This window comes from Pseudomonas sp. SHLD1 (genome assembly GCF_028640935.1).
Taxonomy (GTDB): domain Bacteria; phylum Pseudomonadota; class Gammaproteobacteria; order Pseudomonadales; family Pseudomonadaceae; genus Chryseomonas; species Chryseomonas aestiva.
This window is the reverse complement of the sequence record NZ_JAQZAD010000017.1, coordinates 16,763-43,169: the sequence shown is the minus strand read 5'-3', so window position 1 is coordinate 43,169 and position 26,407 is coordinate 16,763. Positions and strand designations below refer to the sequence as shown.

27 protein-coding genes and 1 riboswitch are annotated in these 26,407 nt (G+C 66.9%); of the genes, 12 read left to right on the top strand and 15 right to left on the bottom strand.

The window, feature by feature from the left end; translation table 11 throughout:
- Window positions 1-1,427: threonine ammonia-lyase, biosynthetic (ilvA, locus tag PVZ77_RS13745; protein WP_273806785.1), on the bottom strand; the 1,427-nt coding region annotated here is incomplete at its 3' end.
- Between the two features lie 263 nt (window positions 1,428-1,690).
- Between ilvA and PVZ77_RS13740 the strand changes: the two genes are divergently transcribed.
- From PVZ77_RS13740 to dxs, 3 genes are all read left to right on the top strand, one after another.
- Window positions 1,691-1,933, top strand: a complete 243-nt coding sequence (locus tag PVZ77_RS13740) for an exodeoxyribonuclease VII small subunit (RefSeq protein WP_064308488.1) — start codon at window positions 1,691-1,693, stop codon at window positions 1,931-1,933.
- Window positions 1,930-2,808 (top strand): polyprenyl synthetase family protein, encoded by an 879-nt coding sequence (locus PVZ77_RS13735; protein WP_273806784.1) that lies wholly within the window; start codon window positions 1,930-1,932, stop codon window positions 2,806-2,808. The genes PVZ77_RS13740 and PVZ77_RS13735 overlap by 4 nt, the downstream gene beginning before the upstream one ends.
- Before the next feature lie 150 nt (window positions 2,809-2,958).
- Complete coding sequence (dxs, locus tag PVZ77_RS13730) at window positions 2,959-4,890, top strand: 1-deoxy-D-xylulose-5-phosphate synthase (RefSeq protein ID WP_273806783.1); 1,932 nt, start codon at window positions 2,959-2,961, stop codon at window positions 4,888-4,890.
- 33 nt (window positions 4,891-4,923) lie between these two features.
- Here the strand turns inward: dxs and ribA are convergent, their stop codons facing one another.
- The 10 genes from ribA to nrdR form a co-directional block, all read right to left on the bottom strand.
- Window positions 4,924-5,547 carry a GTP cyclohydrolase II gene (gene ribA / locus PVZ77_RS13725; protein ID WP_273806782.1) on the bottom strand — a complete coding sequence of 208 codons (624 nt, stop codon included), beginning with the start codon at window positions 5,545-5,547 and terminating at the stop codon, window positions 4,924-4,926.
- Between the two features lie 95 nt (window positions 5,548-5,642).
- Window positions 5,643-6,275, bottom strand: a complete 633-nt coding sequence (locus tag PVZ77_RS13720) for a retropepsin-like aspartic protease family protein (RefSeq protein WP_273806780.1) — start codon at window positions 6,273-6,275, stop codon at window positions 5,643-5,645.
- Window positions 6,276-6,302: 27 nt separating this feature from the next.
- On the bottom strand, window positions 6,303-6,812 hold the full coding sequence (locus PVZ77_RS13715) for a phosphatidylglycerophosphatase A family protein (RefSeq protein ID WP_273806779.1): 510 nt from the start codon (window positions 6,810-6,812) through the stop codon (window positions 6,303-6,305).
- Window positions 6,813-6,834: 22 nt separating this feature from the next.
- Window positions 6,835-7,791 carry a thiamine-phosphate kinase gene (thiL, locus tag PVZ77_RS13710; protein WP_273806778.1) on the bottom strand — a complete coding sequence of 319 codons (957 nt, stop codon included), beginning with the start codon at window positions 7,789-7,791 and terminating at the stop codon, window positions 6,835-6,837.
- A gap of 14 nt (window positions 7,792-7,805) precedes the next feature.
- Window positions 7,806-8,297 carry a transcription antitermination factor NusB gene (gene nusB, locus PVZ77_RS13705; protein ID WP_133860576.1) on the bottom strand — a complete coding sequence of 164 codons (492 nt, stop codon included), beginning with the start codon at window positions 8,295-8,297 and terminating at the stop codon, window positions 7,806-7,808.
- Window positions 8,294-8,770, bottom strand: coding sequence for a 6,7-dimethyl-8-ribityllumazine synthase (gene ribH, locus PVZ77_RS13700; RefSeq protein WP_007161209.1), 477 nt, complete (start codon window positions 8,768-8,770; stop codon window positions 8,294-8,296). The genes nusB and ribH overlap by 4 nt, the downstream gene beginning before the upstream one ends.
- Before the next feature lie 109 nt (window positions 8,771-8,879).
- On the bottom strand, window positions 8,880-9,968 hold the full coding sequence (gene ribBA, locus PVZ77_RS13695) for a bifunctional 3,4-dihydroxy-2-butanone-4-phosphate synthase/GTP cyclohydrolase II (RefSeq protein ID WP_273806776.1): 1,089 nt from the start codon (window positions 9,966-9,968) through the stop codon (window positions 8,880-8,882).
- A 10-nt stretch (window positions 9,969-9,978) separates the two neighbouring features.
- Window positions 9,979-10,641 (bottom strand): riboflavin synthase, encoded by a 663-nt coding sequence (locus PVZ77_RS13690; protein ID WP_273806775.1) that lies wholly within the window; start codon window positions 10,639-10,641, stop codon window positions 9,979-9,981.
- 142 nt (window positions 10,642-10,783) lie between these two features.
- Window positions 10,784-10,942, bottom strand: a riboswitch (FMN riboswitch).
- A gap of 56 nt (window positions 10,943-10,998) precedes the next feature.
- Window positions 10,999-12,117, bottom strand: a complete 1,119-nt coding sequence (gene ribD / locus PVZ77_RS13685; RefSeq protein ID WP_273806774.1) for a bifunctional diaminohydroxyphosphoribosylaminopyrimidine deaminase/5-amino-6-(5-phosphoribosylamino)uracil reductase RibD — start codon at window positions 12,115-12,117, stop codon at window positions 10,999-11,001.
- Window positions 12,114-12,584, bottom strand: a complete 471-nt coding sequence (gene nrdR / locus PVZ77_RS13680; protein WP_007161213.1) for a transcriptional regulator NrdR — start codon at window positions 12,582-12,584, stop codon at window positions 12,114-12,116. The genes ribD and nrdR overlap by 4 nt, the downstream gene beginning before the upstream one ends.
- A gap of 179 nt (window positions 12,585-12,763) precedes the next feature.
- Here nrdR and PVZ77_RS13675 point away from each other — a divergent pair, with 179 nt between their 5' ends.
- The 4 genes from PVZ77_RS13675 (at window position 12,764) to trxA (ending at window position 17,742) form a co-directional block, all read left to right on the top strand.
- Window positions 12,764-13,228: a YbaY family lipoprotein gene (locus PVZ77_RS13675; protein WP_273806773.1), complete on the top strand. Its 465-nt coding sequence runs from the start codon at window positions 12,764-12,766 to the stop codon at window positions 13,226-13,228.
- A complete protein-coding gene (locus tag PVZ77_RS13670) occupies window positions 13,225-13,872 on the top strand; it encodes a class I SAM-dependent methyltransferase (protein WP_273806772.1) in 648 nt (215 codons plus the stop codon). The genes PVZ77_RS13675 and PVZ77_RS13670 overlap by 4 nt, the downstream gene beginning before the upstream one ends.
- A 1,118-nt stretch (window positions 13,873-14,990) precedes the next feature.
- On the top strand, window positions 14,991-16,724 hold the full coding sequence (gene ltrA, locus PVZ77_RS13665; RefSeq protein WP_273806771.1) for a group II intron reverse transcriptase/maturase: 1,734 nt from the start codon (window positions 14,991-14,993) through the stop codon (window positions 16,722-16,724).
- Window positions 16,725-16,872: 148 nt separating this feature from the next.
- Window positions 16,873-17,742: a thioredoxin gene (trxA, locus tag PVZ77_RS13660; RefSeq protein ID WP_273806770.1), complete on the top strand. Its 870-nt coding sequence runs from the start codon at window positions 16,873-16,875 to the stop codon at window positions 17,740-17,742.
- 125 nt (window positions 17,743-17,867) lie between these two features.
- On the opposite strand, the gene PVZ77_RS13655 is transcribed toward trxA, so the two are convergent.
- Entirely contained in the window at window positions 17,868-18,224 is a 357-nt protein-coding gene (locus PVZ77_RS13655) for a hypothetical protein (protein ID WP_273806769.1), read from the bottom strand.
- Between the two features lie 121 nt (window positions 18,225-18,345).
- On the opposite strand from PVZ77_RS13655, the gene PVZ77_RS13650 reads away from it, so the two are divergent.
- From PVZ77_RS13650 to PVZ77_RS13630, 5 genes are all read left to right on the top strand, one after another.
- Window positions 18,346-18,897 (top strand): ZrgA family zinc uptake protein, encoded by a 552-nt coding sequence (locus tag PVZ77_RS13650; RefSeq protein WP_273806768.1) that lies wholly within the window; start codon window positions 18,346-18,348, stop codon window positions 18,895-18,897.
- A 7-nt stretch (window positions 18,898-18,904) separates the two neighbouring features.
- Window positions 18,905-19,612 carry an ABC transporter ATP-binding protein gene (locus PVZ77_RS13645; protein ID WP_273806767.1) on the top strand — a complete coding sequence of 236 codons (708 nt, stop codon included), beginning with the start codon at window positions 18,905-18,907 and terminating at the stop codon, window positions 19,610-19,612.
- Between the two features lies 1 nt (window position 19,613).
- Window positions 19,614-20,867, top strand: a complete 1,254-nt coding sequence (locus PVZ77_RS13640) for an ABC transporter permease (RefSeq protein WP_273806766.1) — start codon at window positions 19,614-19,616, stop codon at window positions 20,865-20,867.
- A gap of 13 nt (window positions 20,868-20,880) precedes the next feature.
- Window positions 20,881-21,375 carry a DUF3299 domain-containing protein gene (locus PVZ77_RS13635; RefSeq protein WP_187980955.1) on the top strand — a complete coding sequence of 165 codons (495 nt, stop codon included), beginning with the start codon at window positions 20,881-20,883 and terminating at the stop codon, window positions 21,373-21,375.
- A 96-nt stretch (window positions 21,376-21,471) separates the two neighbouring features.
- Window positions 21,472-22,161: an OmpW/AlkL family protein gene (locus PVZ77_RS13630; RefSeq protein WP_273806764.1), complete on the top strand. Its 690-nt coding sequence runs from the start codon at window positions 21,472-21,474 to the stop codon at window positions 22,159-22,161.
- A gap of 91 nt (window positions 22,162-22,252) precedes the next feature.
- Here PVZ77_RS13630 and PVZ77_RS13625 read toward each other — a convergent pair whose 3' ends face one another.
- The 3 genes from PVZ77_RS13625 to yccS form a co-directional block, all read right to left on the bottom strand.
- The gene (locus PVZ77_RS13625) at window positions 22,253-23,182 is read right to left on the bottom strand and encodes an NAD-dependent epimerase/dehydratase family protein (RefSeq protein WP_273806763.1); all 930 of its coding nucleotides are present in this window, start codon (window positions 23,180-23,182) and stop codon (window positions 22,253-22,255) included.
- On the bottom strand, window positions 23,175-24,074 hold the full coding sequence (locus PVZ77_RS13620; RefSeq protein ID WP_273806762.1) for a sugar nucleotide-binding protein: 900 nt from the start codon (window positions 24,072-24,074) through the stop codon (window positions 23,175-23,177). The genes PVZ77_RS13625 and PVZ77_RS13620 overlap by 8 nt, the downstream gene beginning before the upstream one ends.
- A gap of 87 nt (window positions 24,075-24,161) precedes the next feature.
- Entirely contained in the window at window positions 24,162-26,366 is a 2,205-nt protein-coding gene (gene yccS, locus PVZ77_RS13615) for a YccS family putative transporter (protein ID WP_273806761.1), read from the bottom strand.
- Window positions 26,367-26,407 lie beyond the last annotated feature (41 nt).

Below are 26,407 nucleotides of genomic sequence, written 5' to 3'. Positions count from 1 at the left end.
GCGAACACCCGGCCGTCCGCCGCGCCGTGGTTGCGGTAATGGAACATGCTGATGTTCCAGCGTCCGCCCAGCTTTTCGAGGAAGTCGAACAGCGCGCCCGGTCGCTCGGGGAATTCGAAGCGGAACACCTGCTCCTGGCCGACCCGCGCGGCATGGCCACCCACGGTGTGGCGGATATGCAGCTTGGCCAGTTCGTTGTCGGTCAGGTCCAGCACCGGGAAACCCTGGTCGCGCAGCCCCTGTAGCAGCGCCTCGCGCGGATCGCGCTGCGGATGGGTCTGGACGCCGACGAAGATGTGCGCCTCTTCGCCGGTGTGGTAGCGGTAGTTGAATTCGGTGATCTGCCGCCGGCCCAGGGCCTCGCAGAAGGCCCGGAAGCTCCCTGGCCGCTCGGGGATGGTCACGGCGATGATGGCTTCGCGCTGCTCACCCAGTTCGGCGCGTTCGGCCACGTGGCGCAGGCGGTCGAAGTTGATGTTGGCGCCGGAATCGATGGCCACCAGCACCTGGCCGCCGGAGCCTTCACGCTCGGCGTACTTCTTGATCCCGGCCACGCCCAGGGCCCCCGAGGGCTCGGTGATGGAGCGGGTGTCGTCGTAGATGTCCTTGATCGCCGCGCAGATCTCGTCGCTGCTGACCGTGATCACCTCGTCGACATAACGCTGGCAGATCTCGAAGGTGTGATGGCCGATCTGGGCCACGGCCACGCCATCGGCGAACAGTCCCACGCGCGGCAAGACCACCCGCTCACCCGCCGCCATGGCCTGCTGCAGGCAGTTGGAGTCGTCCGGCTCGACGCCGATGACCTTGATCTCGGGCCGCAGGTATTTCACATAGGCGGCGATGCCGGCGATCAGACCGCCGCCACCAACCGGGACGAAGATGGCGTCCAAACGCCCGGGATGCTGGCGCAGGATCTCCATGGCCACGGTGCCCTGGCCGGCGATGACATCGGGATCGTCATAGGGCGGCACGAAGGTGTAGCCCTGCTCCTCGACCAGGCGCAGCGCCTCGGCCAGGGCCTCGGGAAAGGCGTCGCCGTGCAGCACCACCTCGCCGCCACGCGACTGCACGCCGATGACCTTGAGTTCGGGGGTGGTGCGCGGCATGACGATGATCGCCCGCACGCCCAGCTCGCGGGCCGCGAGGGACAGGCCCTGGGCATGGTTGCCGGCGCTGGCGGTGATCACCCCGCGGGCCTTCTCGCTGGCCGAGAGGCTGGCCAGCTTGGTGTAGGCGCCGCGGATCTTGAAGGAAAACACCGGCTGCAGGTCTTCGCGCTTGAGCAGCACCTGGCAGCCCAATCGCTCGGACAGCGCCCGCGCCGGTTGCAGGGGCGTTTCGATCGCCACGTCGTAGACGGGGGCCTCGAGGATCTTGCGGGCATAGCGCTGCAAGAGATCGGTGGCGGGTTCCTGGGCGGTCATGGCGGGCTCCTGGGGTGTTTCGTCGGGGCCCAGGAGTCAGAAAGTACAAACCCGCCTCTTGGGCGGGTCTGGTTGCGCAGCTAACGCTGTCCCGCCATCAGGTAATGGCGGTAATAATGCTGGGGCGTTGGAGGCTGCGCGTTTTCATGACCGCTACCCTAGGGCCTGGCCGGGCACGGCGTCAAGCGGCGCCGATGGCTGTGGCACAATGGCCGACCTGTTGCCAACTTCCCGCGACCCGATCGCCTCTGCCGAGAATCCCGATGGCCCGCAAGAAAGCTCCCGACTTCGAACAATCCCTGGCCGAACTGCAGACCCTGGTGGAACGCCTGGAGAGCGGCGAGCTGTCCCTGGAGGACTCCCTCGGCGCCTTCGAACAGGGCATCCGCCTGACCCGCGAATGCCAGGGCGCCCTGGCCCAGGCCGAGCAGAAGGTGCAGATCCTGCTGGAAAAGGACGGCGAACTCACCGCCGCCCCCTTCGCCCCGGTCGGGGACGACGCATGATCGAGGCCTACCAGCAACGCTGCCAGACCCGCGTCGATAACGCCCTCGCCCCGCTGTTCACCGCCCCCCGCGCCGAACTCGCCCGGCTCTATGCCGCCATGGCCTACAGCGTCATGGGTGGCGGCAAGCGGGTACGGCCGTTGCTGGTCTATGCCGCCTGCGAAGCCCTGGGTGGCGATCCGGCGCGCGCCGACCAGGCCGCCTGCGCGGTGGAGCTGATCCACGCCTATTCCCTGGTCCACGACGACCTGCCGGCCATGGACGACGACGACCTGCGCCGCGGCCGGCCCACCACCCACAAGGCCTATGACGAGGCCTGCGCCATCCTTGCCGGCGACGGTCTGCAGACCCTGGCCTTCGAGACCCTGCTGATGGCGCCCCAGGACGCCGCGGTGCGGCTGGAGATGGTCGCGGTACTGGCGCGCGCCAGCGGTCCGGCGGGCATGGTCGGCGGCCAGGCCATCGACCTGGAGTCGGTCGGCCGGCGCATCGACCAGCCGGCGCTGGAGACCATGCACCTGCACAAGACCGGCGCCCTGATCGCCGCCAGCGTGCAACTCGGCGCCCTGGCCAGCGAAGCCGCCGGTGCCGCCGAGCGCGAGGCCCTGGCCCGCTACGCCGAGGCCATCGGCCTGGCCTTCCAGGTCTGGGACGACGTGCTCGACATCGAAAGCGATACCCAGACCCTGGGCAAACGCCAGGGCGCCGATCTCGCCCGCGACAAACCGACCTACCCGGCGCTGCTCGGCCTGGACGCCGCCAAGGCCTATGCCCTGGAGCTGCGCGACACCGCCCTGGCCGCCATCGAACCGCTGGGTACGCCGGCCGAACCCCTGCGCGCCCTGGCCCGCTACATCGTCGCCAGGCGCAGCTAGCCGCTTTCCGGCGGAAAAACTCGTGACCCGGGCCGCATTTGCCCCCGGGTCCGTTGTCACAGGGGCATAACAAGACGCCCTGCCCGCTGTTGGGATGCCACGCGGGCATCGGGTAAACTGCCTAATTCTCTGCGCAAAGTGATCAGCCAGATGCCCAAGACGTTTCACGAGATTCCCCGCCAGCGTCCCGCGACGCCCCTGCTCGACCGCATCGACTCGCCAGTGCAGCTGCGCCAGCTCGGTGACACCGAGCTGGAGGCCGTCGCCGACGAACTGCGCGCCTTTCTCCTGTGGACCGTGGGCCAGACCGGCGGTCATTTCGGCGCCGGCCTGGGCGTCATCGAGCTGACCGTGGCCCTGCACTACGTCTTCAACACCCCGGAAGACCGGCTGGTGTGGGATGTCGGCCACCAGGCCTATCCGCACAAGATCCTCACCGGCCGCCGCGAAGGCATGGCCAGCCTGCGCCAGAAGGACGGCCTGGCCGCCTTCCCGCGCCGCAGCGAAAGCGAGTACGACACCTTTGGTGTCGGCCACTCCAGCACCTCCATCGGCGCCGCCCTGGGCATGGCCATCGCCGCCCAGCTGCAGGGGCTCGAGCGCAAGTCGGTCGCCGTGATCGGCGACGGTGCCCTGACCGCCGGCATGGCCTTCGAGGCGCTCAACCACGCCTCGGACACCGGCGCCAACATGCTGGTGGTACTCAACGACAACGACATGTCCATCTCGCGCAACGTCGGTGGCCTGTCCAACTACCTGGCGCGGCTGCTTTCCAGCCGTACCTACCAGCACCTGCGCGAGAACGGCAAGAAGGCCCTCTCCAAGCTGCCCGGCGCCTGGGAAATCGCCCGCCGCACCGAAGAAGCCGCCAAGGGCATGCTGGTACCCGGCACCCTGTTCGAGGAACTGGGCTGGAACTACATCGGCCCCATCGACGGCCACGACCTGCCGACCCTGGTCACCACCCTGCGTAACCTGCGCGATGCCAAGGGTCCGCAGTTCCTCCACGTCATCACCCGCAAGGGCAAGGGCCTGTCCATCGCCGAGGCCGATCCCATCAGCTACCACGCCATCACCAAGCTGGAGCCGCTGGACGCCAAGCCCAAGCGCCCGGGTGCGCCCAAGTATTCCAACATCTTTGGCGACTGGCTGTGCGACATGGCCGCCGCCGATACCAAGCTGGTGGGCATCACCCCGGCGATGAAGGAAGGTTCCGACCTGATCCGCTTCGCCGAACGCTATCCCGAGCGCTACTTCGACGTGGCCATCGCCGAGCAGCACGCGGTGACCCTGGCCGCGGGCCTGGCCTGCGATGGCATGAAGCCGGTGGTGGCCATCTATTCCACCTTCCTACAACGCGGCTACGACCAGTTGATCCACGACGTGGCGGTGCAGAACCTGGACGTGCTCTTCGCCATCGACCGCGCCGGCCTGGTCGGCGAAGACGGCCCGACCCACGCCGGCAGCTTCGATCTGTCCTACCTGCGCTGCATCCCCGGCATGGTGATCATGGCGCCCAGCGACGAGAACGAGCTGCGCCGCCTGCTCACCACCGGCTATCGCCACCAGGGCCCGGCCGCGGTGCGCTACCCCCGAGGCAGCGGCCCCAACGCCGCCCTCGATCCGGGCCTGGAACCCCTGCCCATCGGCAAGGGCGTGGTGCGTCGCCAGAGCAGCCTGAAGAGCGGCCCCAGGGTCGGTTTCCTGGTCTTTGGCGTGCAATTGGCCGAGGCCCTGCAGGTCGCCGAGCGCCTGGACGCCAGCGTGGCCGACATGAGATTCGTCAAGCCGCTGGACGAGGCCCTGATCCGCCAGTTCGCCGCCGACCACGACCTGCTGGTCACCGTCGAGGAAAACAGCGTCATGGGCGGGGCCGGCAGTGCGGTCAACGAATTCCTGCAGGCCAATGCCCTGGTCCAGCCCGTCCTCAACCTGGGGCTGCCGGACAGCTACATCGAACACGCCAAGCCGGCCGACATGCTCGCCGAGTGCGGCCTGGACGTCGCCGGGATCGAACGCGCCGTGCGCGAGCGCCTGGCACGGGCGGATCTGACCCCGGCCGGTCTGCGCAGAGAGGCCTGAGCGCCGCCAGCCGCTGGCCAGTAAAAAGGCGCCCTAGGGCGCCTTTTCCATATCTTCGTTCTGGTGCAGATTGCCGAGCATGTGGCCGAGCTTGCCGGCCTTGGTCACGAGGTAGCGGCGATTGTGCGGATTGAGGCCTTCCTGCAAGGGCACCCGCTCGGCGACCGGAATGCCCAGCACCTCGAGCGCCTTCACCTTGCGCGGATTGTTGGTCATCAGCCGCAGCGAGGTGATGCCCAGGTGGTCGAGCATCGGCTTGCACAGCGCATAGGTGCGCTGGTCGGCGCCGAAGCCCAGGCGCTCGTTGGCTTCCACGGTATCGGCGCCGGCATCCTGCAGCTCATAGGCGCGGATCTTGTTGAGCAGGCCGATGCCCCGTCCCTCCTGGCGCAGATAGAGCAGTACGCCGCGCCCGGCCTCGGCGATGGCGCGCAGCGCCGCTTCCAGCTGGAAACCGCAGTCGCATCTCAGGCTGAACAGCGCATCGCCGGTCAGGCACTCGGAATGCAGGCGGCCCAGCACCGGCTCGCCATCGGCCACATCACCGAAGGTCAGGGCGACGTGCTCCTTGCCATCGGTCTCGTCGAGGAAACCGTGCATGGTGAACAGGCCGAAAGGGGTGGGCAGTTGGGAGGCGGCGACAAAGACGACGGACACCTGCAGGCTCCTGGCGGTGAAAGACGTACATTGTAACCTTTTCCCCGGGCCCGGCGTCATCGCCAGGGGTTATGACGTCGATACCCGATGATCTATCAGCGCGCCTGCACGTAGAAAATGCCCTGGGCCTCACGCCAGCCGACGCGGTTGAGGAAACTCATGCCCAACAGGCCCTGACTGGGGTAGTTGCCCTCCAGCACCATGGCGTCCACTCCGACCACCTCCACGTCGCCCAGGCGCACCTGCTTGAGCGTGGTACGCCAGGCGCGGGCGTGACCACTGGCGGTTTCCACCCAGCCCGGGGTGCCGTCACGGTAGCTGATGCCCAGCTGATCGGCCTGGGCACCACTCAGGGCGACGCTGGTCGCGCCGGTGTCCACCAGCAGCGACACCGGACGGCCATTGACGTTGGCGGTGACCTGGTAATGACCGTTGTTGCTGCGCGGCACGCTGAATTCGCGACGCTGGGGCGCGCTGTAGCCGTCGCTGTATTCGCGATCGAGGGCAAAGGTCTGGGTCCGGCCGTCGATGCGCAGCACCGCCTGCTGGGGATCCGCGCTGACCACCTCGACCTCGTCCAGGCGCTGGCCAACCCGCAACAGCTTGCGCTGGCCATTGACGTTGACCACCGCCGCGCCGTTGAACAACCCCACGACCCTGACCTGGGGTTGCGCCCAGGCGAGCGTACCGACGGCCCAGATGAGGCCGCACGCGCCCAGTCTTTTCACTGCCCTGCTCCTTGGGCCTGCGTCTCGTCAGCCGACGAGATGACCCCAACCGATGTGTAATCCCTGAACCACCAGCCAGGCGAGGATGCCGGCCAGTACATCGTCGACCATGATGCCGACGCCGCCGCGGACATTGACATCCAGCCAGCGGATTGGCCAGGGCTTGCAGATGTCTAGTACGCGGAAGGCGACGAAACCCACCAGTAGCCAGATCAACCCCGGAGGCGCCAGCCAGAAGGTGATCCAGATGCCGACCATCTCGTCCCAGACGATGCCCTCGTGGTCGTGCACGCCCAGCTCCCGGGCAACCTTGCCGCACAGCCAGCAGCCGAACACGGTCAGCAGCACCAGCAGCAGCGGATAGCTCCAGCCGCTGAGCAACTGCCAGAGCGGCACGAAGGGCAAGGCGATCAGCGACCCCCAGGTACCGGGCGCCTTGGGCAGAGTGCCGGAACCCAGGCCAAAGGCCAGGAAGTGCCAGGGATCACGCCAGACCGACAGGGGGACCGGCTGGGCGGGGGCTTGCTGTTCGCTCAAGAGAGGACTCCGCGCCGGAGCGCTAGAAATGTTGGAAACCGGTGTGTATCGGGGTCAGCGGCTGGCCGTCGGCGGCGAGCACCAAAACGCCGCTGCCCGCCTCGACCCGTCCGATCACCTGTGCCTGGGGCCAGGCGGCGGCCAGGGCCGGCGCCTGGTCCGGCGGCAGGGTGAAGACCAGCAGGTAGTCGTCGCCTGCGCCGAGGGCCAGGCGCAGTACCTCGTCGGCCGGAAACAGCGCGGCCAGCGCCGGACTCACCGGCAGCCGCGCCGTCTCCACGACCAGGCGGACGCCGGAGGCGGCGGCGATGTGGCCGCAATCGGCGACCAGGCCATCGGAGACGTCCTGGGCCGCCGTCGCCCGCCCGCGCAGCCAGAGGCCGAGTTCGAATTGCGGCTGGGGTGCCCAGTAGCGCGCCAGCAGGTGCCGACTGGCGTCGCCCTCCGCTGCACGCTGGCCGAGGACGAAGGGCAAGGCCCCGCCCGCCTCGCCCGGCGCACCGCCCAGGCACAGCAGATCGCCCGGGCGGGCGCCGCTACGCAGCAGCGCCTGACCGGCCGGCACCTGGCCGAAGACCGTGAGGGTGAGGGACAGCGGACCGCGGGTGGTGTCACCACCGACCAGGCGCAGTTCGCACTGCTCGGCCATCTGCGCGAGGCCTGCCGCCAGGCCTTCCAGCCAGGCGGCTTCGACGCTCGGCAGGGTCAACGCCAGGGTGAAACCCAGGGGCGCGGCGCCCATGGCGGCCAGGTCGCTGGCGCTCACCGCCAGGGCGCGCTGGCCGAGGCCATGGGCATCCGAGCAGGGATCGGGGAAATGCACCCCGGCGGTCAGGGTGTCGGTGGAGACCGCCAGCTGCTCACCCGGAGCGGGTGCCAGCAGCGCGCAGTCGTCGCCGATGCCCAGCGCCACGCCGGGACCGCCGCGCGCGCAGGGCGCCGCGGCGAAATAGCGACGGATGAGTTCGAATTCACCCATGCCGGCGTGGGCGATCAGCGCTTGCCGCGCAACTCGGCGCTGCGCAGCTTGGGCGCCAGCTTGTCCAGCACGCCGTTGACGAACTTGTGGCCGTCGGTGGCGCCGAAGATCTTGGCCATCTCGATGCCCTCGTTGATCACCACACGATAGGGCACGTCGATACGCTTGAGCAGCTCGTAGCAGGACAGCCGCAGCACCGCCAGCTCGACCGGATCCACCTCGTTCATGGCACGGTCCAGGCAGGGCAGGATCAGACCGTCGATCTCGCTCTTGTTGGCCGGGACGCCATGCAGGACTTCATGGAAGTAGGCGCCGTCGACCTTGGCGAAATCGTTGTCGACACGAAACTGCGCCTCGATCTCGTTGATCGCCTGGCCCGCCATGTGCCACTGGTACAGGGCCTGGACCGACAGGCTGCGCGCTTCGCGGCGAGCAGCCAGTTTGCCGGTGGGGGCCTTCTTGCCCGCGGGCTTGCCGGCCGCGGGCGGAGTCAGATCGCCGCTCACTTGGCCTCCAGCTGCGCCAGCAGGCTGACCATTTCCAGAGCGGACAGGGCCGCTTCGGCGCCCTTGTTGCCGGCCTTGGTGCCGGAGCGCTCGATGGCCTGTTCGATGGAGTCGACGGTGAGGACGCCAAAGGACACCGGTACGCCGAATTCCATGGAGACCTGGGCCAGGCCCTTGGTGCACTCGCCGGCTACGTATTCGAAGTGGGGGGTGCCGCCGCGGATCACCGCGCCGAGGGCGATGATGGCGTCGAATTCGTCGCGCTGGGCGATCTTCTGCACCGCCAGCGGGATCTCGAAGGCGCCGGGGACGCGGATGATGGTCAGGTCGTCCGGCTTGATGCCGTGACGCACCAGGGCGTCGATGGCGCCCTGCAGCAGGCTTTCGACGACGAAGCTGTTGAAACGACCGACCACCAGGGCGAAGCGGCCCTGGGGAGCGATGAAGGTGCCTTCAAAGGTCTTGATGTTCATGTGCGGGTCCAGTTGTCAAAGAGCCGGACGGCCGGCAGTGCCAGGCCGTCCGTGGAAATCCAGGTGAAGCGCGCCGCACCACCTGGGCGGGGCGCGCCAGGCGGAAGGGTCATTCTTCAGGAGGCAGATAGTCTACTACTTCCAGGTCGAAGCCGGATATGGCGTTGAACTTCATCGGCGAGCTGAGCAGGCGCATCTGACGAATGCCCAGGTCGCGAAGGATCTGCGAACCGGCGCCGACGGTGCTGTAGGTGGACAGCGCCTTGGGCACCGGCAGCGGCTCGCGCAGGTGGGCCAGCAGGTCGTCGCCCTCGATCGAGTGACCGAGCAGCAGCACCACGCCGGTGCCCTCGCGGGCCACGCGCTCCATGGCGCCACGCAGACTCCAGCGACCCGGCTGCTGCACCTGCAGCAGGTCGCGCAGCGGATCCATGTTGTGCACCCGCACCAGCGGCAGCTCCTGGCCGGCCAGGTCGCCACGGATCAGCGCCAGGTGGACGTCGCCCTCCACCTCGTCGCGGTAGGTCACCAGCTTGAACGGACCGAGCTCGGTCTCCAGCTGCTGCTCGTCGATGCGCTTGACGGTGTGCTCGTGGAGCAGGCGGTAATGGATCAGATCGGCGATGGTGCCGACCTTGAGGCCGTGCTGCTCGGCGAAGGCTTCGAGTTCGTCGCGACGGGCCATGGTGCCGTCGTCGTTCATCACCTCGCAGATCACCCCGCTCTCGGCGAAACCGGCCATGCGCGCCAGGTCGCAGGCGGCTTCGGTGTGGCCGGCACGGGCCAGCACGCCGCCGGGCTGGGCCATCAGCGGGAACATGTGGCCGGGGCTGACCACGTCGCCGGCCTTGGCGTCCCTGGCGATGGCGGCCTGCACGGTACGGGCGCGGTCGGCGGCGGAGATGCCGGTGCTGATGCCCTCGGCGGCCTCGATGGAGACGGTGAACTTGGTGCCGAAGCCGGAGGCGTTGCGGCTGGCCATCATCGGCAGGTTGAGGCGCTCGCAGAGGCCCTTGCTCATGGGCATGCAGATCAGCCCCCGCGCGTGGCGGGCCATGAAGTTGATGTGTTCGGCGGTGACGCATTCGGAGGCGATGATGATGTCGCCTTCGTTCTCGCGGTCCTCGTCGTCCATGAGGATGACCATCTTGCCCGCGCGGATGTCCTGGATGATGTCTTCGATGCTGGAAAGTGCCACGGTGTCGTCCTTAGCGCTGCAGATAGCCGTGTTCGGCGAGGAAATGTTCGGTGACGCCGCCCTTGGCGGATTCGGCGGCCTTGTCGCCCAGTAGCAGGCGCTCCAGGTAGCGGGCCAGCAGGTCCACCTCCAGGTTCACCCGGCGCCCGGGGCGGTAGTCGGCCATGATGGTCTCGCCGAGGGTGTGGGGGACGATGGTCAGCTCGAATTCGGCGCCGTCTACCGCGTTCACCGTGAGGCTGACGCCGTCCACGGTGATCGAGCCCTTGAGCGCGATGTAGCGGGCCAGCTCGGCCGGGGCACGCAGGCGGAACTGCACGGCGCGGGCGTTATCGGCGCGGGAGACCACTTCGCCAAGACCGTCCACGTGGCCGCTGACCAGGTGGCCGCCGAGGCGACTGGTGGGCATCAGCGCCTTTTCCAGGTTGACCTTGCTGCCGGGCTTGAGGCCGCCCAGGCTGGTGAGGCTGAGGGTTTCGCGACTGACGTCGGCCCAGAAGCCGTCGCCGGGCAAGTCCACGGCGGTAAGGCAGACTCCGTTGACGGCGATGCTGTCGCCGAGCTTGACGTCGGCAAGGTCGAGCTTGCCGGTGGCGACATGGAGGCGCACGTCTCCGCCCTTGGGCGTGAGCGCGCGGATCTCGCCGAGGGCTTCGATGATTCCGGTAAACATCAGCTCAGGCCTCCGCGAGGTAGAGCCAGAAAGGCGGTGCAGCTAGACATCGACGAACTCCTGTTTCGGTGAAAAAACAGGGCGTACGGACAGAAGGGAAATCAGACGGACGAGGGGCTCGCACCCCTGCCAGGCGAGGCTATCCCGTTCTCTCTCATCCGGACTATGACCGTCGGCCCCGGAATCCAACCGGGTCTGCTGACCTCTCCCGCCGCAGAGGACGAGAGAGCGCTCGCGGGCTCGTCCCGACTGATCGGGCGTTACCGCCGGTGGGGAATTGCACCCCGCCCTGAGAACTCGCCACCCGAGGGTGGCGCAGGTTTTGTAACACAGTTCGCCGCCGCGGGGCCAGGGGCGTCAGGTGTCCCTGGCCGGTCGGGCGATCAGGTGCAGGTCGGCGCCCACCGGCGTGACGCTGAGGATCTCCAGCCGCGGGGCCTCGGCCAGGTGCGCCAGCGGCCAGTCCAGCAGCGGCCGGGCGCTGGAGCCGAGGAACTTGGGCGCCAGGAACAGGTGATATTCATCGACCAGCCCGGCCTGGGCGAAGGCACCGGCCAGGCGCGGCCCTGCTTCCACCAGGACGTCATTGACCTGCTCGCTGCCCAGGCGGGTCAGCAGGGCCGTCAGGTCGACCTGGCCCTGGGTACCGGGCAGCGCCAGGTAGTCGTGACCGGCCGCCGCATAGGCGGTCGCCGCGGCGGCCATACCGGCGACCCGTGCCGCGCCGGCCTGAAAGAAGGGCGCCTCCAGCGGCACCCGGCCACGGCCGTCCACCAGCAGCCGCTGCGGCGTGCGCAGGGTGGCCAGTTCCAGTTCGTCTCCGCTCAGGCCCAGCTCGGCCTGACGCACGGTCAGGCGGGCGCCATCGGCCAGCACGGTATCGGCGCCGGTGATCACCACTCCCGCCTCGGCGCGCAGCCGCTGGACGCTCTGGCGCGCCGCCGGACCGGTGATCCACTGGCTTTCGCCATTGGCCATGGCGGTGCGGCCATCCAGACTCAGGGCCAGCTTGACCCGCACGAAGGGCCGCCCGGTCAGCATGCGCTGGATGAAGCCGGCATTGAGCGCTCGCGCTTCGGTTTCCAGCACCCCGGCGCGGGTGGCGATGCCGGCGGCGGCGAGGCGCGCCAGGCCGCGCCCGGCCACCAGCGGATTGGGATCGGTCATGGCCGCCACCACCTCGGCCACGCCGGCGGCTACCAGGGCATCCGCGCACGGCGGGGTGCGGCCATGATGGCTGCAGGGCTCCAGCGTCACATAGGCAGTGGCGCCACGCGCCGCCTCCCCTGCCTGGCGCAGCGCGTGCACCTCGGCATGGGGACCGCCGGCCTGGCGATGCCAGCCTTCGCCCACCACCTGGCCGTCGCGGACGATGACGCAGCCCACCCGTGGATTGGGCGCCGTGCTGTAGCGGCCGCAGGCGGCCAGCGCCAGGGCGCGGGCCATCCAGAATTCGTCGCTCCCCATGTCGCTCATACCGGCTGCTTGCCCGGATCCTGGGCCAGGCGCTCGATCTCGTCGCGGAACTCGGCCAGGTCCTGGAATTGCCGATAGACCGAGGCGAAGCGGATATAGGCCACCTGGTCCAGCTTGCGCAGTTCGTCCATCACCAGCTCACCCACCACCCGCGAACGGATCTCGCGCTCGCCGGTGGCGCGCAGGCGATGCTTGATCAGGGCGATGGCCTCTTCCAGGCGCTCGACGCTGACCGGCCGCTTCTCCAGGGCACGCTGCATGCCCGCGCGCAACTTGTCCTCGTCGAAGGGCTGGCGGGTGCCGTCCTGCTTGATCAGCCGTGGCAGCACCAGCTCGGCGGTCTCGAAGGTGGTGAAACGCTCCTGGCAGGCCAGGCACTCACGCCGCCGGCGCACCTGCTCGCCGGCCGCGACCAGCCGGGAATCCGTGACCTTGGTGTCGTGGGCGCCGCAGAAGGGACAATGCATGGGAGAGTCGATCGCCGGAAGGGAAAGCCTTCATGGTACCCGATCACTCCCTGCCGGGAACCTCCGGGTGCCTGACGAATCGACAGCCAGGGGCCGCCGGGCTATAAGAGCGCCCTGTGTTCGACGACCTCTCCAGCCTCCCGTGCAGCCCTCGCCGGCCGCGACCTCCGGATCCCGCCATGACCCCACGCGTCCTCCTGCCCCTGCTGTTCACCGGTCTGCTCGCGGCCTGCTCCAGTCCACCCGAAACCACGCCGCCGCAGCCCACCACCCCGGCCGACGAGCCGGTTCCGGTGGCGGGTGCCCCCACTCCGGCCAATCTGCGCGAGATCTCCGGGGTGCTGCGCAATGCCCAGGGTCTGGTCCCGGCGGGCGCCCAGGTCGAGATCGCGCTGCTGGCGGTCAACGTCAAGGGCCTGCCGCAGCGTCTGCTGGCCAGCGAGACGGTGACCGGCAAGGGCGCGCCCCTGGCCTTCCGCCTGCCCTTCAATCCCGAGATCTTTCCCACCCGCCCGGATCTCAAGGTGGAATTCCACGCGCGCCTGATCCAGGCCGGGCAACTGGCCAGCTATCTGCCGCCGGTGAATGTCGGCGGACCGACCACGCAGAATCTGGGCGAACTGGTGCTGAACCAGACCCCGTGACGCCCCCTGCCGACCTCGCCGTCGCGCTCACGGCCCTGCTGGGCGACGCCCGTCTCTCCTTGCAGGCCCTGCCCGACAGCGACCTGTCGCTGTGGCTGATCGATCCGGCCAACATGGCGCGGGCCTTTTCCCCCGCGGAAACCCAGCGCCTGCTGGAGGCACCGCCCTACTGGGCCTTCTGCTGGGCCAGCGGTCTGGCGCTGGCGCGCTGGATCGCCGCCCATCCCGAGCACGTCGCCGGGCGCCAGGTGCTGGATTTCGGCAGCGGCTCGGGCATCGCCGGACTCGCCGCCACGCGGGCCGGTGCGGCGCGGGTGGTCTGCTGCGACCTGGACCCGCTGGCACTGAAAGCCTGCCGCGCCAATGCCCAGGCCAACGCCGTGCAGATCGAGACGCTGGACGATTTCTGTGCCAGCACCGAGCGCTTCGATCTCATCCTGGCCGCCGATGTGCTCTACGACCGTGCCAACCTGCCGCTACTGGACCTCCTGCAGGCTCGCGCCGGGCGGATCCTGCTAGCCGACTCGCGGGTGCGCGACCTGGCCCACCCCGGTTTGACCCGCCTCGCCGAACTCCAGGCCTGCACCCTGCCGGATCTGGCCGAGCCGGACGAATTCCGCCGCGTGGCGCTCTATCGGGGCTGAGCCGGCCTGCCTTGTTTCCAAGCCCGACGCCCCCACCTATAGTGCATCTTTCGGTGCGACACGAATGCTCGTGTTGTGCTTGGTCGACCAGCTTAGTCTTGGCGCCGAAACCCTTGTTCTACAGGGGTTTGAAGCCTAAATAAAGCACGAGAGCCGGCTCTGCCGCGCCTGATTCGACCCACTTGTGGGGACAATGCGATCCCTGCTTGCCAGGGTAAGTACGTCTCAAATTTGGCCATTTTGGCTATAAATTGATCAATCAGACGTAACAGAGAACAATTTCTGCCAGCGAAATTGTATCTAAATGTAACAAGACTCCCTGTGGGTGATTTGACCCCGCAAGGGGTCAATCCATCTCTGGGATTCCTTGGTCTCATTTGGCCCATGCCAACGTCGTGAGACGCTAGGGTATCTCGTCCAAGCACGGAGCAACCGCTCCGCTTGTGCATTGCTCAACCTTGCTAATACAGGGGGTACCGAGCCTGGCATGTACCTGCCAGTTCACTACATCGGCATGCGTCGGGGGCCAACCCTGAGGTGTGAAGCCCGATGGACAACGTCCTATCCCTCACGGGACACGCAGGTCTGGCAACAGCAGCGTGACGCTTCCGAATTGCACGGAGGCAAGGGGCTAGTGACCCAACCCGCATGGTTAACTCATGTGAATCATCGTTCGAACCCTCGTAAGCACTACTGGGCCTACGGCAATTGATGGGCCCTGGCCAAAATCGGCAAAGCAGATCGGCGCTCGCTGTCGAAAGAAGCGACGCGGTACCACTACGACTGCCGGGGGAAAGATGGAACCTAACCGGGGAATCGATGCACAGCGGGGAACGTGGCAATCCCGACCACCCGCCTAACCAGCAATATCGGAAGGCAGGCAATCCGCAAGGAAAGCTGTTGGGTGTGGGGAATGGGAGGGTGCAAAAAGCGAATGGCTGTCTGTAATGGGCGGCATATCGGTTGAAACATCATCGACAGGGGCAACCCTGGCTGACGTGCACCTGGTTTACGGGCGCATGATCTAGTGCTGATTTCCAGCGAAACGACCCTAGGGGTGACTTCAACCCCTAGGGAGAGAAGTCCGTCCCGAAGGTTACTGACCTGAGGAGGACTGTATGAATACGCAACCAGCAACATCGGTTTCGTCTGCGTCTCCTGACGACGTGAAGGGCTGGCACGATCTCGATTGGGCCAAGATCCAGATCTCCGTTCGGAAAACGCAGTTGAAGATTGCGCAGGCAACAATGGCCGGTGACTGGCGTAGGGTTAAACGCCTACAACGGTTACTGACCCATTCGTTTTATGGCCGCTGTATGGCTGTAAGACGGGTGACGGAAAACCGGGGTCGCAAGACTCCGGGCGTCGATGGAGAAACCTGGGGGACGCCTCCAGCCAAGCTCCACGCCGCGAAGCGTCTATCGGAGAAACGAGGCTATCGGCCCAAACCGCTAAAAAGGGTTTGGATACCGAAGCCAGGGAAGAAGGAAAAGCGCCCGCTAGGCATACCGACGATGTTTGATCGGGCCATGCAAGCGCTCTACCTGTCCGCCCTGGAACCCGTCATCGAAAGCACCAGCGACCCGAAAAGTTTCGGCTTCCGGCCGGATCGCTCGACCGCTGATGCGATGGTTGAAATCTTTCAGTTAATGTCGCAAGACGACTCACCTATGTGGGTTCTGGAAGGTGACATCAAGGGGTTCTTCGACAACATCAATCACGAGTGGCTGTGCCAGAACGTCCCTATGGACAAGAAGGTACTGCGGCTGTGGTTGAAGGCCGGGGTAATTGACCGGCGACACTTCATGGCTACGGAGGCCGGGACGCCACAAGGTGGGATTATTTCGCCCTGTTTGGCTAACGCCACCCTTAACGGTTTGGAGAAGCAGCTCAAAGGCCATCTGGCCAGAAAGCTAGCGGGTACCAACGCCGATACGCCTAGAGTGCATGTGGTGCGATACGCGGACGACTTCATCATCACAGCGGCTACCAAAGAGCTGTTGACTGACGAGGTCATACCTTGGGTCGAGCAATTCCTGTCAATACGAGGGGTGAGCTTGTCCCAAGAGAAAACGCAGATAACCCACATCCTTCAGGGCTTTGATTTCCTAGGGTGGAATTTCAGGAAATACGTGCCGAAATCGCCTTACCGACGGACCAAGCTGTTTACCAAACCCTCGAAAAAGAACATCTCGACGTTCTATCGAAAGGTAAGGGACATAGTGAGATCCAGTGGGGCTTTGACTCAGGAAGAGTTGATCGGCCGTCTGAACCCGGTACTACGAGGGTGGGCTCAATACCATTCTCAGGCTGTTGCTAAAGCTACCTTCAAGAAACTAGATAACTTGATTTTCTGGTTGCTACGAAGGTGGGCGAAGCGCCGACATCCGAAGAAGCTAGCTACGTGGAGCTGGAACAAATACTTCCATTCCATCGGCGGGCGGAAACAGGTGTTCGCGCATCCCTATAGAGGCAAGAAGGGAGAGCGAAAGTATCGTGAGCTTTATGAGCTAGCGAAGACCGTAATCAAGCGCCAAAAGCGTCTATCAGGCGGGTATCACCCGTACGACGCTGCGCTTGAGCAGAAATGGGAAAAGCTAAGGGTCCAAAGGATGCAGCACAAGCTGCGTTTCAGGAAACAAATCCTAAGCCTTTACCGGCGCCAGAAAGGGAACTGCGCTCTGTGCGGTCACGCGATTACCAGGGAAACGGGCTGGGACGACCACCATGTCATTCGACGGGTGGACGGCGGCAAGGACACTCTGAAAAATCGCGTACTTCTCCATCCCAACTGTCACTCGCTGATTCACAGCCAGCGTAAACAAGTGACTCTGCGACACAGCGGTCTGTAATGATAGGATCGTTAGTCAACGTTGCCGGTCAGCCTCTGGGCTGACTTTTCGTAAGCTTGAGCCGTGTGCTGTGAAAGTCGCAAGCACGGTTCTTAGGGGGCTCCGGATCAGGAATGATCTGGGGCCACCCGCCTCTGCCGAGTCCGCCATGAGCCAGGTCCCCTACATTTTCGACGCCACCCTCGACACCTTCCAGCAACAGGTCATCGACGCCTCCTTCAGCACCCCGGTGCTGGTGGACTTCTGGGCCGAGTGGTGCGCGCCCTGCAAGGTGCTGATGCCGCTGCTGGCCAAGATCACCGAGTCCTATGGCGGCGCCCTGCACCTGGCCAAGGTCAACTGCGACATCGAGCAGGAGCTGGTGATGAGATTCGGCATCCGCAGCCTGCCCACCGTGGTGCTGTTCAAGGATGGCCAGCCGGTGGACGGCTTCGCCGGCGCCCAGCCAGAATCGGCCATCCGCGCCCTGCTCGAACCCCATGTCCAGGCCTTGCCGCCGGCCGAGGAAGATCCGCTGGACGCCGCCCAGGCGCTGTTCGCCGAGGGCCGCTTCGCCGAGGCCGAGGCACTGCTCAAGGCGCTGCTGGAAGAAGACAACAGTGACGCCCTGGCGCTGATCCTCTATGCCCGCTGCCTGGCCGAGCGCAACGAACTGGACGATGCCCAGGCGGTGCTGGACGCGGTCAAGGGCGATGAGCACAAGCAGGCGCTGGCCGGCGCCCGGGCCCAGCTGACCTTCCTGCGCCAGGCCGTCAGCCTGCCCGAGGTGGCTGACCTCAAGAGTCGCCTGGCACGCGATGCCGGTGATGACGAAGCCGCCTACCAGCTGGCCGTGCAGCAACTGGCCCGCCAGCAATATGAACCGGCCCTGGATGGTCTGCTGGACCTGTTCCGCCGCAATCGCGGCTACGGTGACGACCTGCCGCGCAAGACCCTGGTGCAGGTCTTCGATCTGCTGGGCAACGATCACCCCCTGGTCGCCACCTATCGCCGCCGCCTGTACCAGGCGCTGTACTAAGCGCCTATCGATAGCGGCTGCGTCGCCCTAGGCGCAGCCTTGTCCACAGCCAGCGCCCGCCTGGCGCTGTGGACCTTTCGTAGTGTGGCAAACCGCGCAGCGTTTCCACTCATCTACTCCCAGCCTCATCCCTGCCAGATATAGAACTGCGCCTCCCCCACCCGCTCCATGCGCACCTGGGGACTGTGCCTCAGCCGTACCAGCAGCTGCTTGGCCACGCCCAGATTGCCGGTCAGCTTTTCCAGGGCCACCAGGATGTCCGGCCCGCTCAGGCGGCCCGCCTGGCTGAGCAGTTTCACCACCTGGTCCCAGAGCATGTCGCCGCCCGACTTGGGCCCGCTGGGGGCAGCGGCCACCGCCGCCGCAGGGAGGGACGCCGGCGTCGGCTGCAGGGCTGCGGCCAGGCGCTGCCAGTCGGCCTCGTCCAGTTCCACCGTGAGATCCACGGGCTGGCTGCCGATGGTTCCGCGAATGCGTACCATGGTGTTCTCCTCGTCGTGCAGAGGCCCATGCTCCCACAGCCACCGGCCGACGCCAAACCGAGCTTGCGGCACGCAAATGCAACAACATAACATAGCACCTTTCCGCCACTGGAAGCCATCCATGCGCCCGCCCCTGCTGACCCTCTGCCTCGCTGCCGCGCTCGCTCAACCGGCCTTTGCCCATGGCACCGCCAGTGACCATGACGAACACGAGCACGGTGCCCTGGGCGCTCATGTGCACGGCGAATCCCACCTCGACCTGGCCCAGACCGATACCGGCCTCGAATTGCAGTGGCGCAGTCCGGCGGCCGATCTGCTGGGCTTCGAGCATGCCCCGCGCAACCAGCAGGAAGAGGACGCCGTCGCGGCCCTGCGCCAGAGCCTGGAGAATCCCCAGGCGCTGGTGAAGCTGCCCGCGGCAGCCGATTGCCGCCTGACCGAAGCCAGCGCCATCAGCCCGCTGTTCGCCAAGGACGCCAGCGCCAGCGGCCATCTCGACGTGGACGCCAGCATGAGCTTCAGCTGCAGCAAGCCGGGCGCGCTCGCCAGCCTGGATCTCTCCGGCTGGTTCGCCCGCTTCCCCAACAGTCACAGTGTCGAGGTCCAGGCCATCGTCGCCAGCGGTCAGCAAGGCGCCGAACTGAACGCCAAGCAACCGCAGCTGAAATGGTAAGGCGGTCGTGACCGCCGCCCCGCTGGTCGAGATCCAGGACCTCGGCTTCGCCTGGCCGGGCCAGGCGGAGTGCCTGGACATCCGGCGCTTCCAGCTGGCACCCGGCGAGGCGCTGTTTCTCGAGGGTCCCTCGGGCAGTGGCAAGACCACCCTGCTCGGCCTGCTGGGTGGCGTGCAGCGCCCCAGTCGCGGCCAGGTGCGCCTGCTCGGTCAAGACCTGGGAGTCCTCACCACCGCCCGACGCGATCGCTTTCGCGTTGATCACACCGGCTTTCTCTTCCAGCAATTCAACCTGCTGCCCTTTCTCTCGGTGCTGGACAATGTCCTGCTGCCCTGCCGGTTCTCGGCGCTGCGCCGCGAGCGCGCCACCGGGCGGCACGGCGATCCGCAGGGTGCGGCCCTGACCCTGCTCCGCGCCCTGGGGTTGAGCGATCCCGACCTGCCCCGACGCCCGGCTCGTGAACTCTCCATCGGCCAGCAGCAGCGGGTCGCCGCCGCCCGCGCCCTGATCGGCCAGCCGGAGCTGGTGATCGCCGACGAACCCACCTCGGCGCTGGACACCGATCACCGCGATGCCTTCCTGCAGCTGCTGTTCGCCGAGTGTGCCGCCGCCGGCGCCGGCCTGCTCTTCGTCAGCCACGACCGCAGCCTGGCCAGTCGTTTCGACCGCCACCTGACCCTGGCCCAGCTCAACGCCGCCCTGCCGGAGACCTAGGATGCCCCTTCTCCAACTGGCCTGGGCCAGCCTGCGCAATCGCCGCGCCACCGCCCTGCTCACCGTCTTCACCATCGCCGTCTCGGTAGCCCTGCTGCTGGGCGTCGAACGGTTGCGCACCGAGGCCAAGGCCAGCTTCGCCAGCACCATCGCCGGCACCGACCTGGTGGTGGGCGCACGCTCCGGCGCGGTCAATCTGCTGCTCTACTCGGTGTTCCGCATCGGTAATGCCACCAACAACATCCGCTGGGAGAGCTACGCGAAGCTCGCCGCCGATCACCGCGTCGCCTGGACCATCCCGCTGTCCCTCGGCGACTCCCACCGCGGCTACCGGGTGCTGGGTACCGACGGCAACTACTTCGCCCACTATCACTACGGGCGCAACCAGCCGCTGCGGCTGGCCCAGGGTCGCCCCTTCAACGACGTCTTCGAGGTGGTGCTGGGCGCCGAGGTGGCCAAGGCGCTGCACTATCAACTGGGCGACAGGGTCGTGCTGGCCCATGGTGTCGCCACCATCAGTCTGACCGAGCACAGCGACCACCCCTTCACCGTGGTCGGCATCCTCGCCCCCACCGGCACCCCCGTCGACCGCTCCCTGCACATCCCGCTGAGCGGCATGACCGCCCTGCACCTGGACTGGCGCGGCGGCATGCCCGGGCCTTCGCTGAGCGACGCCGAGGTACGCCGGCGCGATCTCACGCCCCAGGACCTCACCGCCGCCCTGGTCGGCCTCAAGAGCCGGGTGGCCACCTTTGCCGTGCAGCGCGCGGTCAATGACTACCGCGGCGAGCCGCTGCTGGCCATCCTGCCCGGCGTGGCCCTGCAGGAACTCTGGGGTCTGCTCGGCACGGCGGAACAGGCGCTGCTGGTGATGTCGCTGTGCGTGGTGCTCACCGGCTTGGTGGGCATGCTCACCGCCCTGCTCGCCAGCCTCAACGAGCGACGCCGGGAGATGGCCATCCTGCGCTCAGTGGGTGCCCAGCCGCGTCATCTGTTCGGCCTGCTGCTGGCCGAAGCCCTGGCCCTCACCCTGGCCGGTTGTCTCGCCGGGCTGGCACTGCTCTATGGCGCCATCGCCCTGGGTCGGCCCTGGCTGCTGGCGGAATACGGCCTGGCATTGCCGCTGGACTGGCCCTCGCTCTACGATGGGCAACTGCTCGGCGGTATCCTGCTCGCGGCGCTGCTGCTCGGCTGCATTCCGGCCTGGCGCGGCTGTCGCCAGGCCCTCACGGACGGGTTGTCCGTGCGTTTGTAGACGAGGCTTCCCCATGCGCCTGGCGCTCCTGCTGTTGCTCTGCTGGCTGTCCTGGGCCCAGGCCGACCCCCGCCAGCTCGCCTGGCGCGAACTGGTGCCGGCCGATGCACCGCGCTTCAATCCTGGCAGCGTCGACCACGGCCTTGGCGAAGATGGCCCGGCCGCCAGCCAGCCCTGGCCGGACGCGCCCACGGTGGCCGCCCTGGACGGCCAGGAGGTGCGCCTGCCCGGCTACGTGGTGCCGCTGATGGTCACCGAGGAAGGCGAGGTCACCGAATTCCTGCTGGTCCCCTATTACGGCGCCTGCATCCACGTACCGCCGCCGCCCGGCAACCAGATCGTCTACGTAAAGGGCAGCCACGACCTCTGGCTGTCCAAGCTGCACCTGCCCTACTGGGTGGAAGGCCGCCTCGGCGTAGGCACCCAGCGCAGCGAGGTGGCCGTCGCCGGCTACTGGCTGCAGGCCCAGCGCATCCAGCCCTACATCCTCAAGGGCGACGGCTCCTGAGGGATCTGCCCTGCGCTTGAGCGAGATCAAGAGTCCGCCGTTCCGGCTTCGCTAGGCTGCTCCCAGCCATTTTTCAATGCCTTCGGAGCCCTCGCCATGCGTCCTCTCTTCCGTCTCAGCCTGCTCGCCCTCGCGCTGGCCGCCCCCTTCGCCCAGGCCCACCAGGCCGGCGACATCATCCTGCGCGCCGGCGCCATCACCGTGGATCCCCACGAGCGCAGCTCCGACGTCAAGATCGACAGAGGCGCCCTGAGTGGCGCCAACCTGGGCGGCAAGGCGACCATGGACAGCGACACCCAGCTGGGGCTGAACGTCGCCTACATGCTCACCGACCACCTGGGCCTGGAATTGCTCGCGGCCACGCCCTTCGAGCATCAGGTCAACATCAAGGGCACCGGGCTCGACGCCGCCAACGGCAAGCTGGGCAGCCTCAAGCACCTGCCGCCGACGCTGAGCCTGGTCTACTACCCGCTGGACGCCAAGGCCACGTTCCAGCCCTATGTCGGCGCCGGCCTCAACTACACCTGGATCTACGACGAGCACGTCGGCAGCGGCGCCAGCGCGGCCGGCTTCGACAATTTCCGCGCCGACAACTCCTGGGGCTGGTCCGCCCAGGTCGGCGCCGATCTCATGCTCACCGACCGGGTGATGCTCAACGCCCAGGTCCGCTACATCGACATCGCCACCACCGCCCACGTCGACAACACCGCCCTCGGCGCCCGCGCCAAGGTCGATCTGGACGTGGATCCCTGGGTCTACATGGTCGGCCTGGGCTATCGCTTCTAGGTCACCGCCAACCACCCGCGCCGTAGCTTGGCGCCGAGACGGCTCCAGCGTCGAAGCCCGACAGGCCAGGGCTTGCCCCTGGCCTCGCCTGCTAGTCCCGCAGCAGCGCTGCCAACCCCGCCCCCATGCCGGTGGGCTGGCTGAAATCGAAACGCTCGCGCAGGCGGCGGTTATCCGCCTTCGAATGCCGGATATCCCCCGCCCGCGCGGCTCCATGGGTCACCTCCGGCAGGCCACCGAGCACCTGGCCGATCTCCGCCAGCAGGCCGTTCAGGCTGATGGTCTCGCCGCGCCCCACGTTCACCGCGCCAGCCGTGACCTGCGGGGCTTCCAGTGCCTGCACCAGGATGCCCACCAGATCGGCGACATAGACGAAATCGCGGGTCTGTTCGCCGTCGCCGAACACCGTGATCGGCGTCTGGCGGCGGGCACGCTCGGTAAAGATGCTGATCACCCCGGAATAGGGCGAAGACGGATCCTGACGCGGGCCGTAGATATTGAAAAAGCGGAAGATCGCCGGCTCCAGCCCGTGCTCGCGGCGATAGAAGTCGAAGTAGTACTCGCCGGCCAGTTTGTCGGCCGCATAGGGCGTCAGGGGCGCCTTGGGCAGCTCTTCATCGATGGCCTGGCCCTGACCGTTGGCGCCATAGACCGCCGCGCTGGAGGCATAGACCACGCGCTTGATGCCGGCCTTGCGCATGGCCTCGCACAGATTCAGGGTGCCGATGAAATTGGCTCGGTGGGTACCCACCGGGTCTTCCACCGATGCCTGCACCGAGGCCACCGCGGCCAGGTGCACCACCGCTGCGCAGCCGGCCACTGCGGCTTCCAGCGTCGCGGTATCGGCCACGTCGCCCACCCGCAGCTCGATACGCTCATCGTCCAGCGGCAAATTCTCGCGCTTGCCGGTGCTCAGATCATCCAGCACCCGCACCCGCCTGCCCCGCGCCAGCAGCGCGTCGGCCAGATGGGAACCGATGAAACCGGCACCGCCAGTGATCAGAATGGGCGCATCACTCATGGAAACCTACCTCGTCCTGCCGAAAGCCCTGCAACAGCGCGGGCAGTTCCTGCTGCCAGCGCCGCGCCTTGATTCCAAAGGTGTTGAGCAGCTTGCGACTGATCAACACCCCCTGTTGTGGCTCTTCCGCGGCATCCGCACGCTCGAGGTGCGTCACCTCCTGCCATTCGCAGCGCACCGGCCGGTCGAATTCCTGCCAGAGCTGGGCGACGGTCTCGGCCAGGCCCAGCTCCGACACCGCTTCCTGGGCACCGTAGTGATAGGTCCCCCAGAGCGGCGCGCCGCAGTCGAGCTGCTTGACCACGGCCAGCAACACCCGGGCGGCATCGCCCACGGTGGTCGGATTGCCGCGCCGGTCGCCCGCCATCGGCGCCACCTGCTCGGTGTCCAGCTGCTGCAGCAGACGCCCCAGGCGCCCGTCGCGGGAGTCGTCCAGCACCCAGCCCAGGCGCAGCAGAATATGCATCGGGCACAGCGCCCGCACCAGTTGCTCGACCCGCCAGAGCGCTTCGCCACGTGCCCCGGGGGGCCGTGGAAGATCCTTTTCACTATAGCCGGCCACGCGCGAGCCATCGAACAGCTGATAACTGGACGGTTGGATCAGCGGAATCTGATAGTGCTGGCAGAGCCCTGCCAGGCGCTGGACGGCCAGCGCCTGGCGCTGCATCAGGGCCGGATCGAAGTCCGCGGCCTGCAACCAGTCGCGGTAGTAGGCGAGATTGATCACCGCTCCCGGCCGTACCCGGTCGAGGACCTCGGTCAGTCCGGCAGCGTACCAGCCCTCCGCGGGAGTTTCGGGGGCGACGAATTCGATGCCCGCTTCGGCACCGGCGGCGAGTAGCGCCTTGCCCAGGGCGCTCTCCCCGCCCACTACTAGAAGACGCATACGCATGTGTTGAAACAGCCTTCAAACCAGCTTGGACAGGCGTCGAAAGATTCGACGGACATCGGTCAACATAGCGCGTCGCGCCAACCTTGCTCAAGCACCGGCGGCAACCGCTGCCGGTTCCTCGCGGGCTTGTTCGCGCAGGGTATGGTTGGCGGCGCTCTTGAGATTGGGCAGCAGCCGGCAGATCAGCGCCAGCTGGGTGCACACCAGTCGATAGCCGTCGTCGTTGTCATCCGCCGCGGCTTCCAGTTCGTCGGCCAGGCTGCTTTCCTCTTCGGCGGTCGGCGGCAGACTGCGCCGCTCCGCCACCGCTGCGGCAATGGCTTCCATGCCTTCGGCGATACGGGTCACGGCGCGCTCCACCAGGGCATCGTGCTCGGCCGCTTCCAGCTGGCGGCGATGCGCGCCCAGGGCCGACAGATAACCCAGCAAGGTGTTGGACAGCGCCAGATAGCGAAAGCCCGCTTCCAGATTGCGCCGGAAATGCCCGGGATCGCGCAGCATGTTGGCCAGCGCCGCCGACAGCGTCGCATCGGCATTGTGGGCGTTGCGCCGCGCCACGCGGTAATCGAGGTCGTCGCGCTTGCCGGTGCGGTACTGCTCGTGCAACCGGCGCAGATAGAGCGCGTTGGTGCGCAGGGTGTTGGCCATCACCAGGTGCAGGCGGCGCCCCTGCCAGTCCGGCAGGACGAAGAACACCGCCAGCACCGCGATCAGGCAACCCAGCAGGGTGTCCAGCAGTCGCGGCCAGATCAGCATGAAGCCATTGCCCACCTGGTTGAAGCAGAACAGCACCATCAGGGTGATGGCCGCGGTGGCGACGGTGTAGCGATCGGTCCGGGTGATGAAGAACACCAGACCGGCGACCAGCGCCAGCAGCAGCTGGATCTCCGGCTGGGCGAACAGCTCCAGCAAGGCACTGCCCAGCAACAGGCCGATCACCGTGCCGACGATCCGCTGCACCAGCCGCACCCGGGTCGCCCCGTACTGCGGCCGGCAGACGAACACCGTGGTCAGGAGGATCCAGTAGCCGTTGACCGGGTGGATCAGGTGCAGCACGCCATAGCCGGCCATCAGCGCCAGCGCCATACGCAGGCCATGGCGGAACAGCAGCGAGGTCGGGGTCAGCTGCAGGCGGACACGCTGGAACACCTCGCGCAGCGAGCGCGCCGCCGGATCCAGCAGACTGGTATCCAGATCCGCCGCTCCCGAGTCGCTGTTGCCCGCCTCGGAAAATTGCCGCTCCAGGGTCGAGAGATTGTGCCCGAGCAGGTCCAGCGAGCGCAGCAGGCCTCGCCAGCACGGATTCTGCTGCTGCTTGAGATATTCCAGCGAGGCCTGCAGATCGGTCAGCCCCTGCTGACTTTGCTGGCCATATTCGAAGGGCTGACCGAGGCGGATCGCCTCGCCCATGTTGCGACAGGCCGCGGCCTGCAGCTTGAGCAGGCGCTGGCAGCGAAAGAGGATGTCGCTGTGAAAGAACGCCTCGGTCAGGGCGCTGTAGGGATAGTGCGAGGAACTGGCGCGCTCATGGATGTCCTGCGCCATGAAATACAGGCGGAAGTAGCGCCCTGAGCGCGCGCCCGGCCGCCCCGAGCGGCCGAAGCGATTGAGGATGGTCGCCTTGGCCTGGTTCAGCGCCTGCACCACCTTGCCGTTCTGCTGGGCCAGCAGTACCCGCCGCCGATGCAGGTCCACCCCGCGCACCGGTTCGAGCATCTCCGCCTTGAGCCGGAGCAGGGTCTCCAGTTCGCCATAGAGCGCGGACAGATTCTGCCGCACCGGCTGGTGGGCGAACAGCGCGCACCAGAGTACCGAGAGCAGGCCGTACCACAGCGCCCCGGCCAGCAGGTGCGCCGGCTCGTACCACAATGGCACCTGGGTACCCAGCCGCTGATCCACGCCGATCATGGCGTAGATCGACAGGATCACCGTGGCCTGGGCGATGGACGCGTAGCGCTCGCCGATGGCGCCGAGCATCGTCAGGCTGAAGGTGGCCAGGCCCAGGCCCACCACGAAGATCCAGGGATAGGGAAACAGCAGTTCGACCGCGAAGGCGGCAACCGCGAAACACAGCAGCGTGACCACCAGCGACTTGAGACGGCCCAGCCAGCTGTCGTCGGTTTCCGCCAGGGCGCTGGCGATGATGCCGAGAAACACCGGCGACAGGGCGCGCAGGTCACCCAGCGACCAGCAGACGGCCATGGCGCCGCTCAGGGCGACAAAGACGCGAACGCCATAGCTGGCCTTTTCGTGCGCCCAGAGCTGGCGCAAAGACACTCCAAACACAGTCATGACGGGAGAGCGAGCCTCGTGTTTTCGCGCTTGATGCGAAC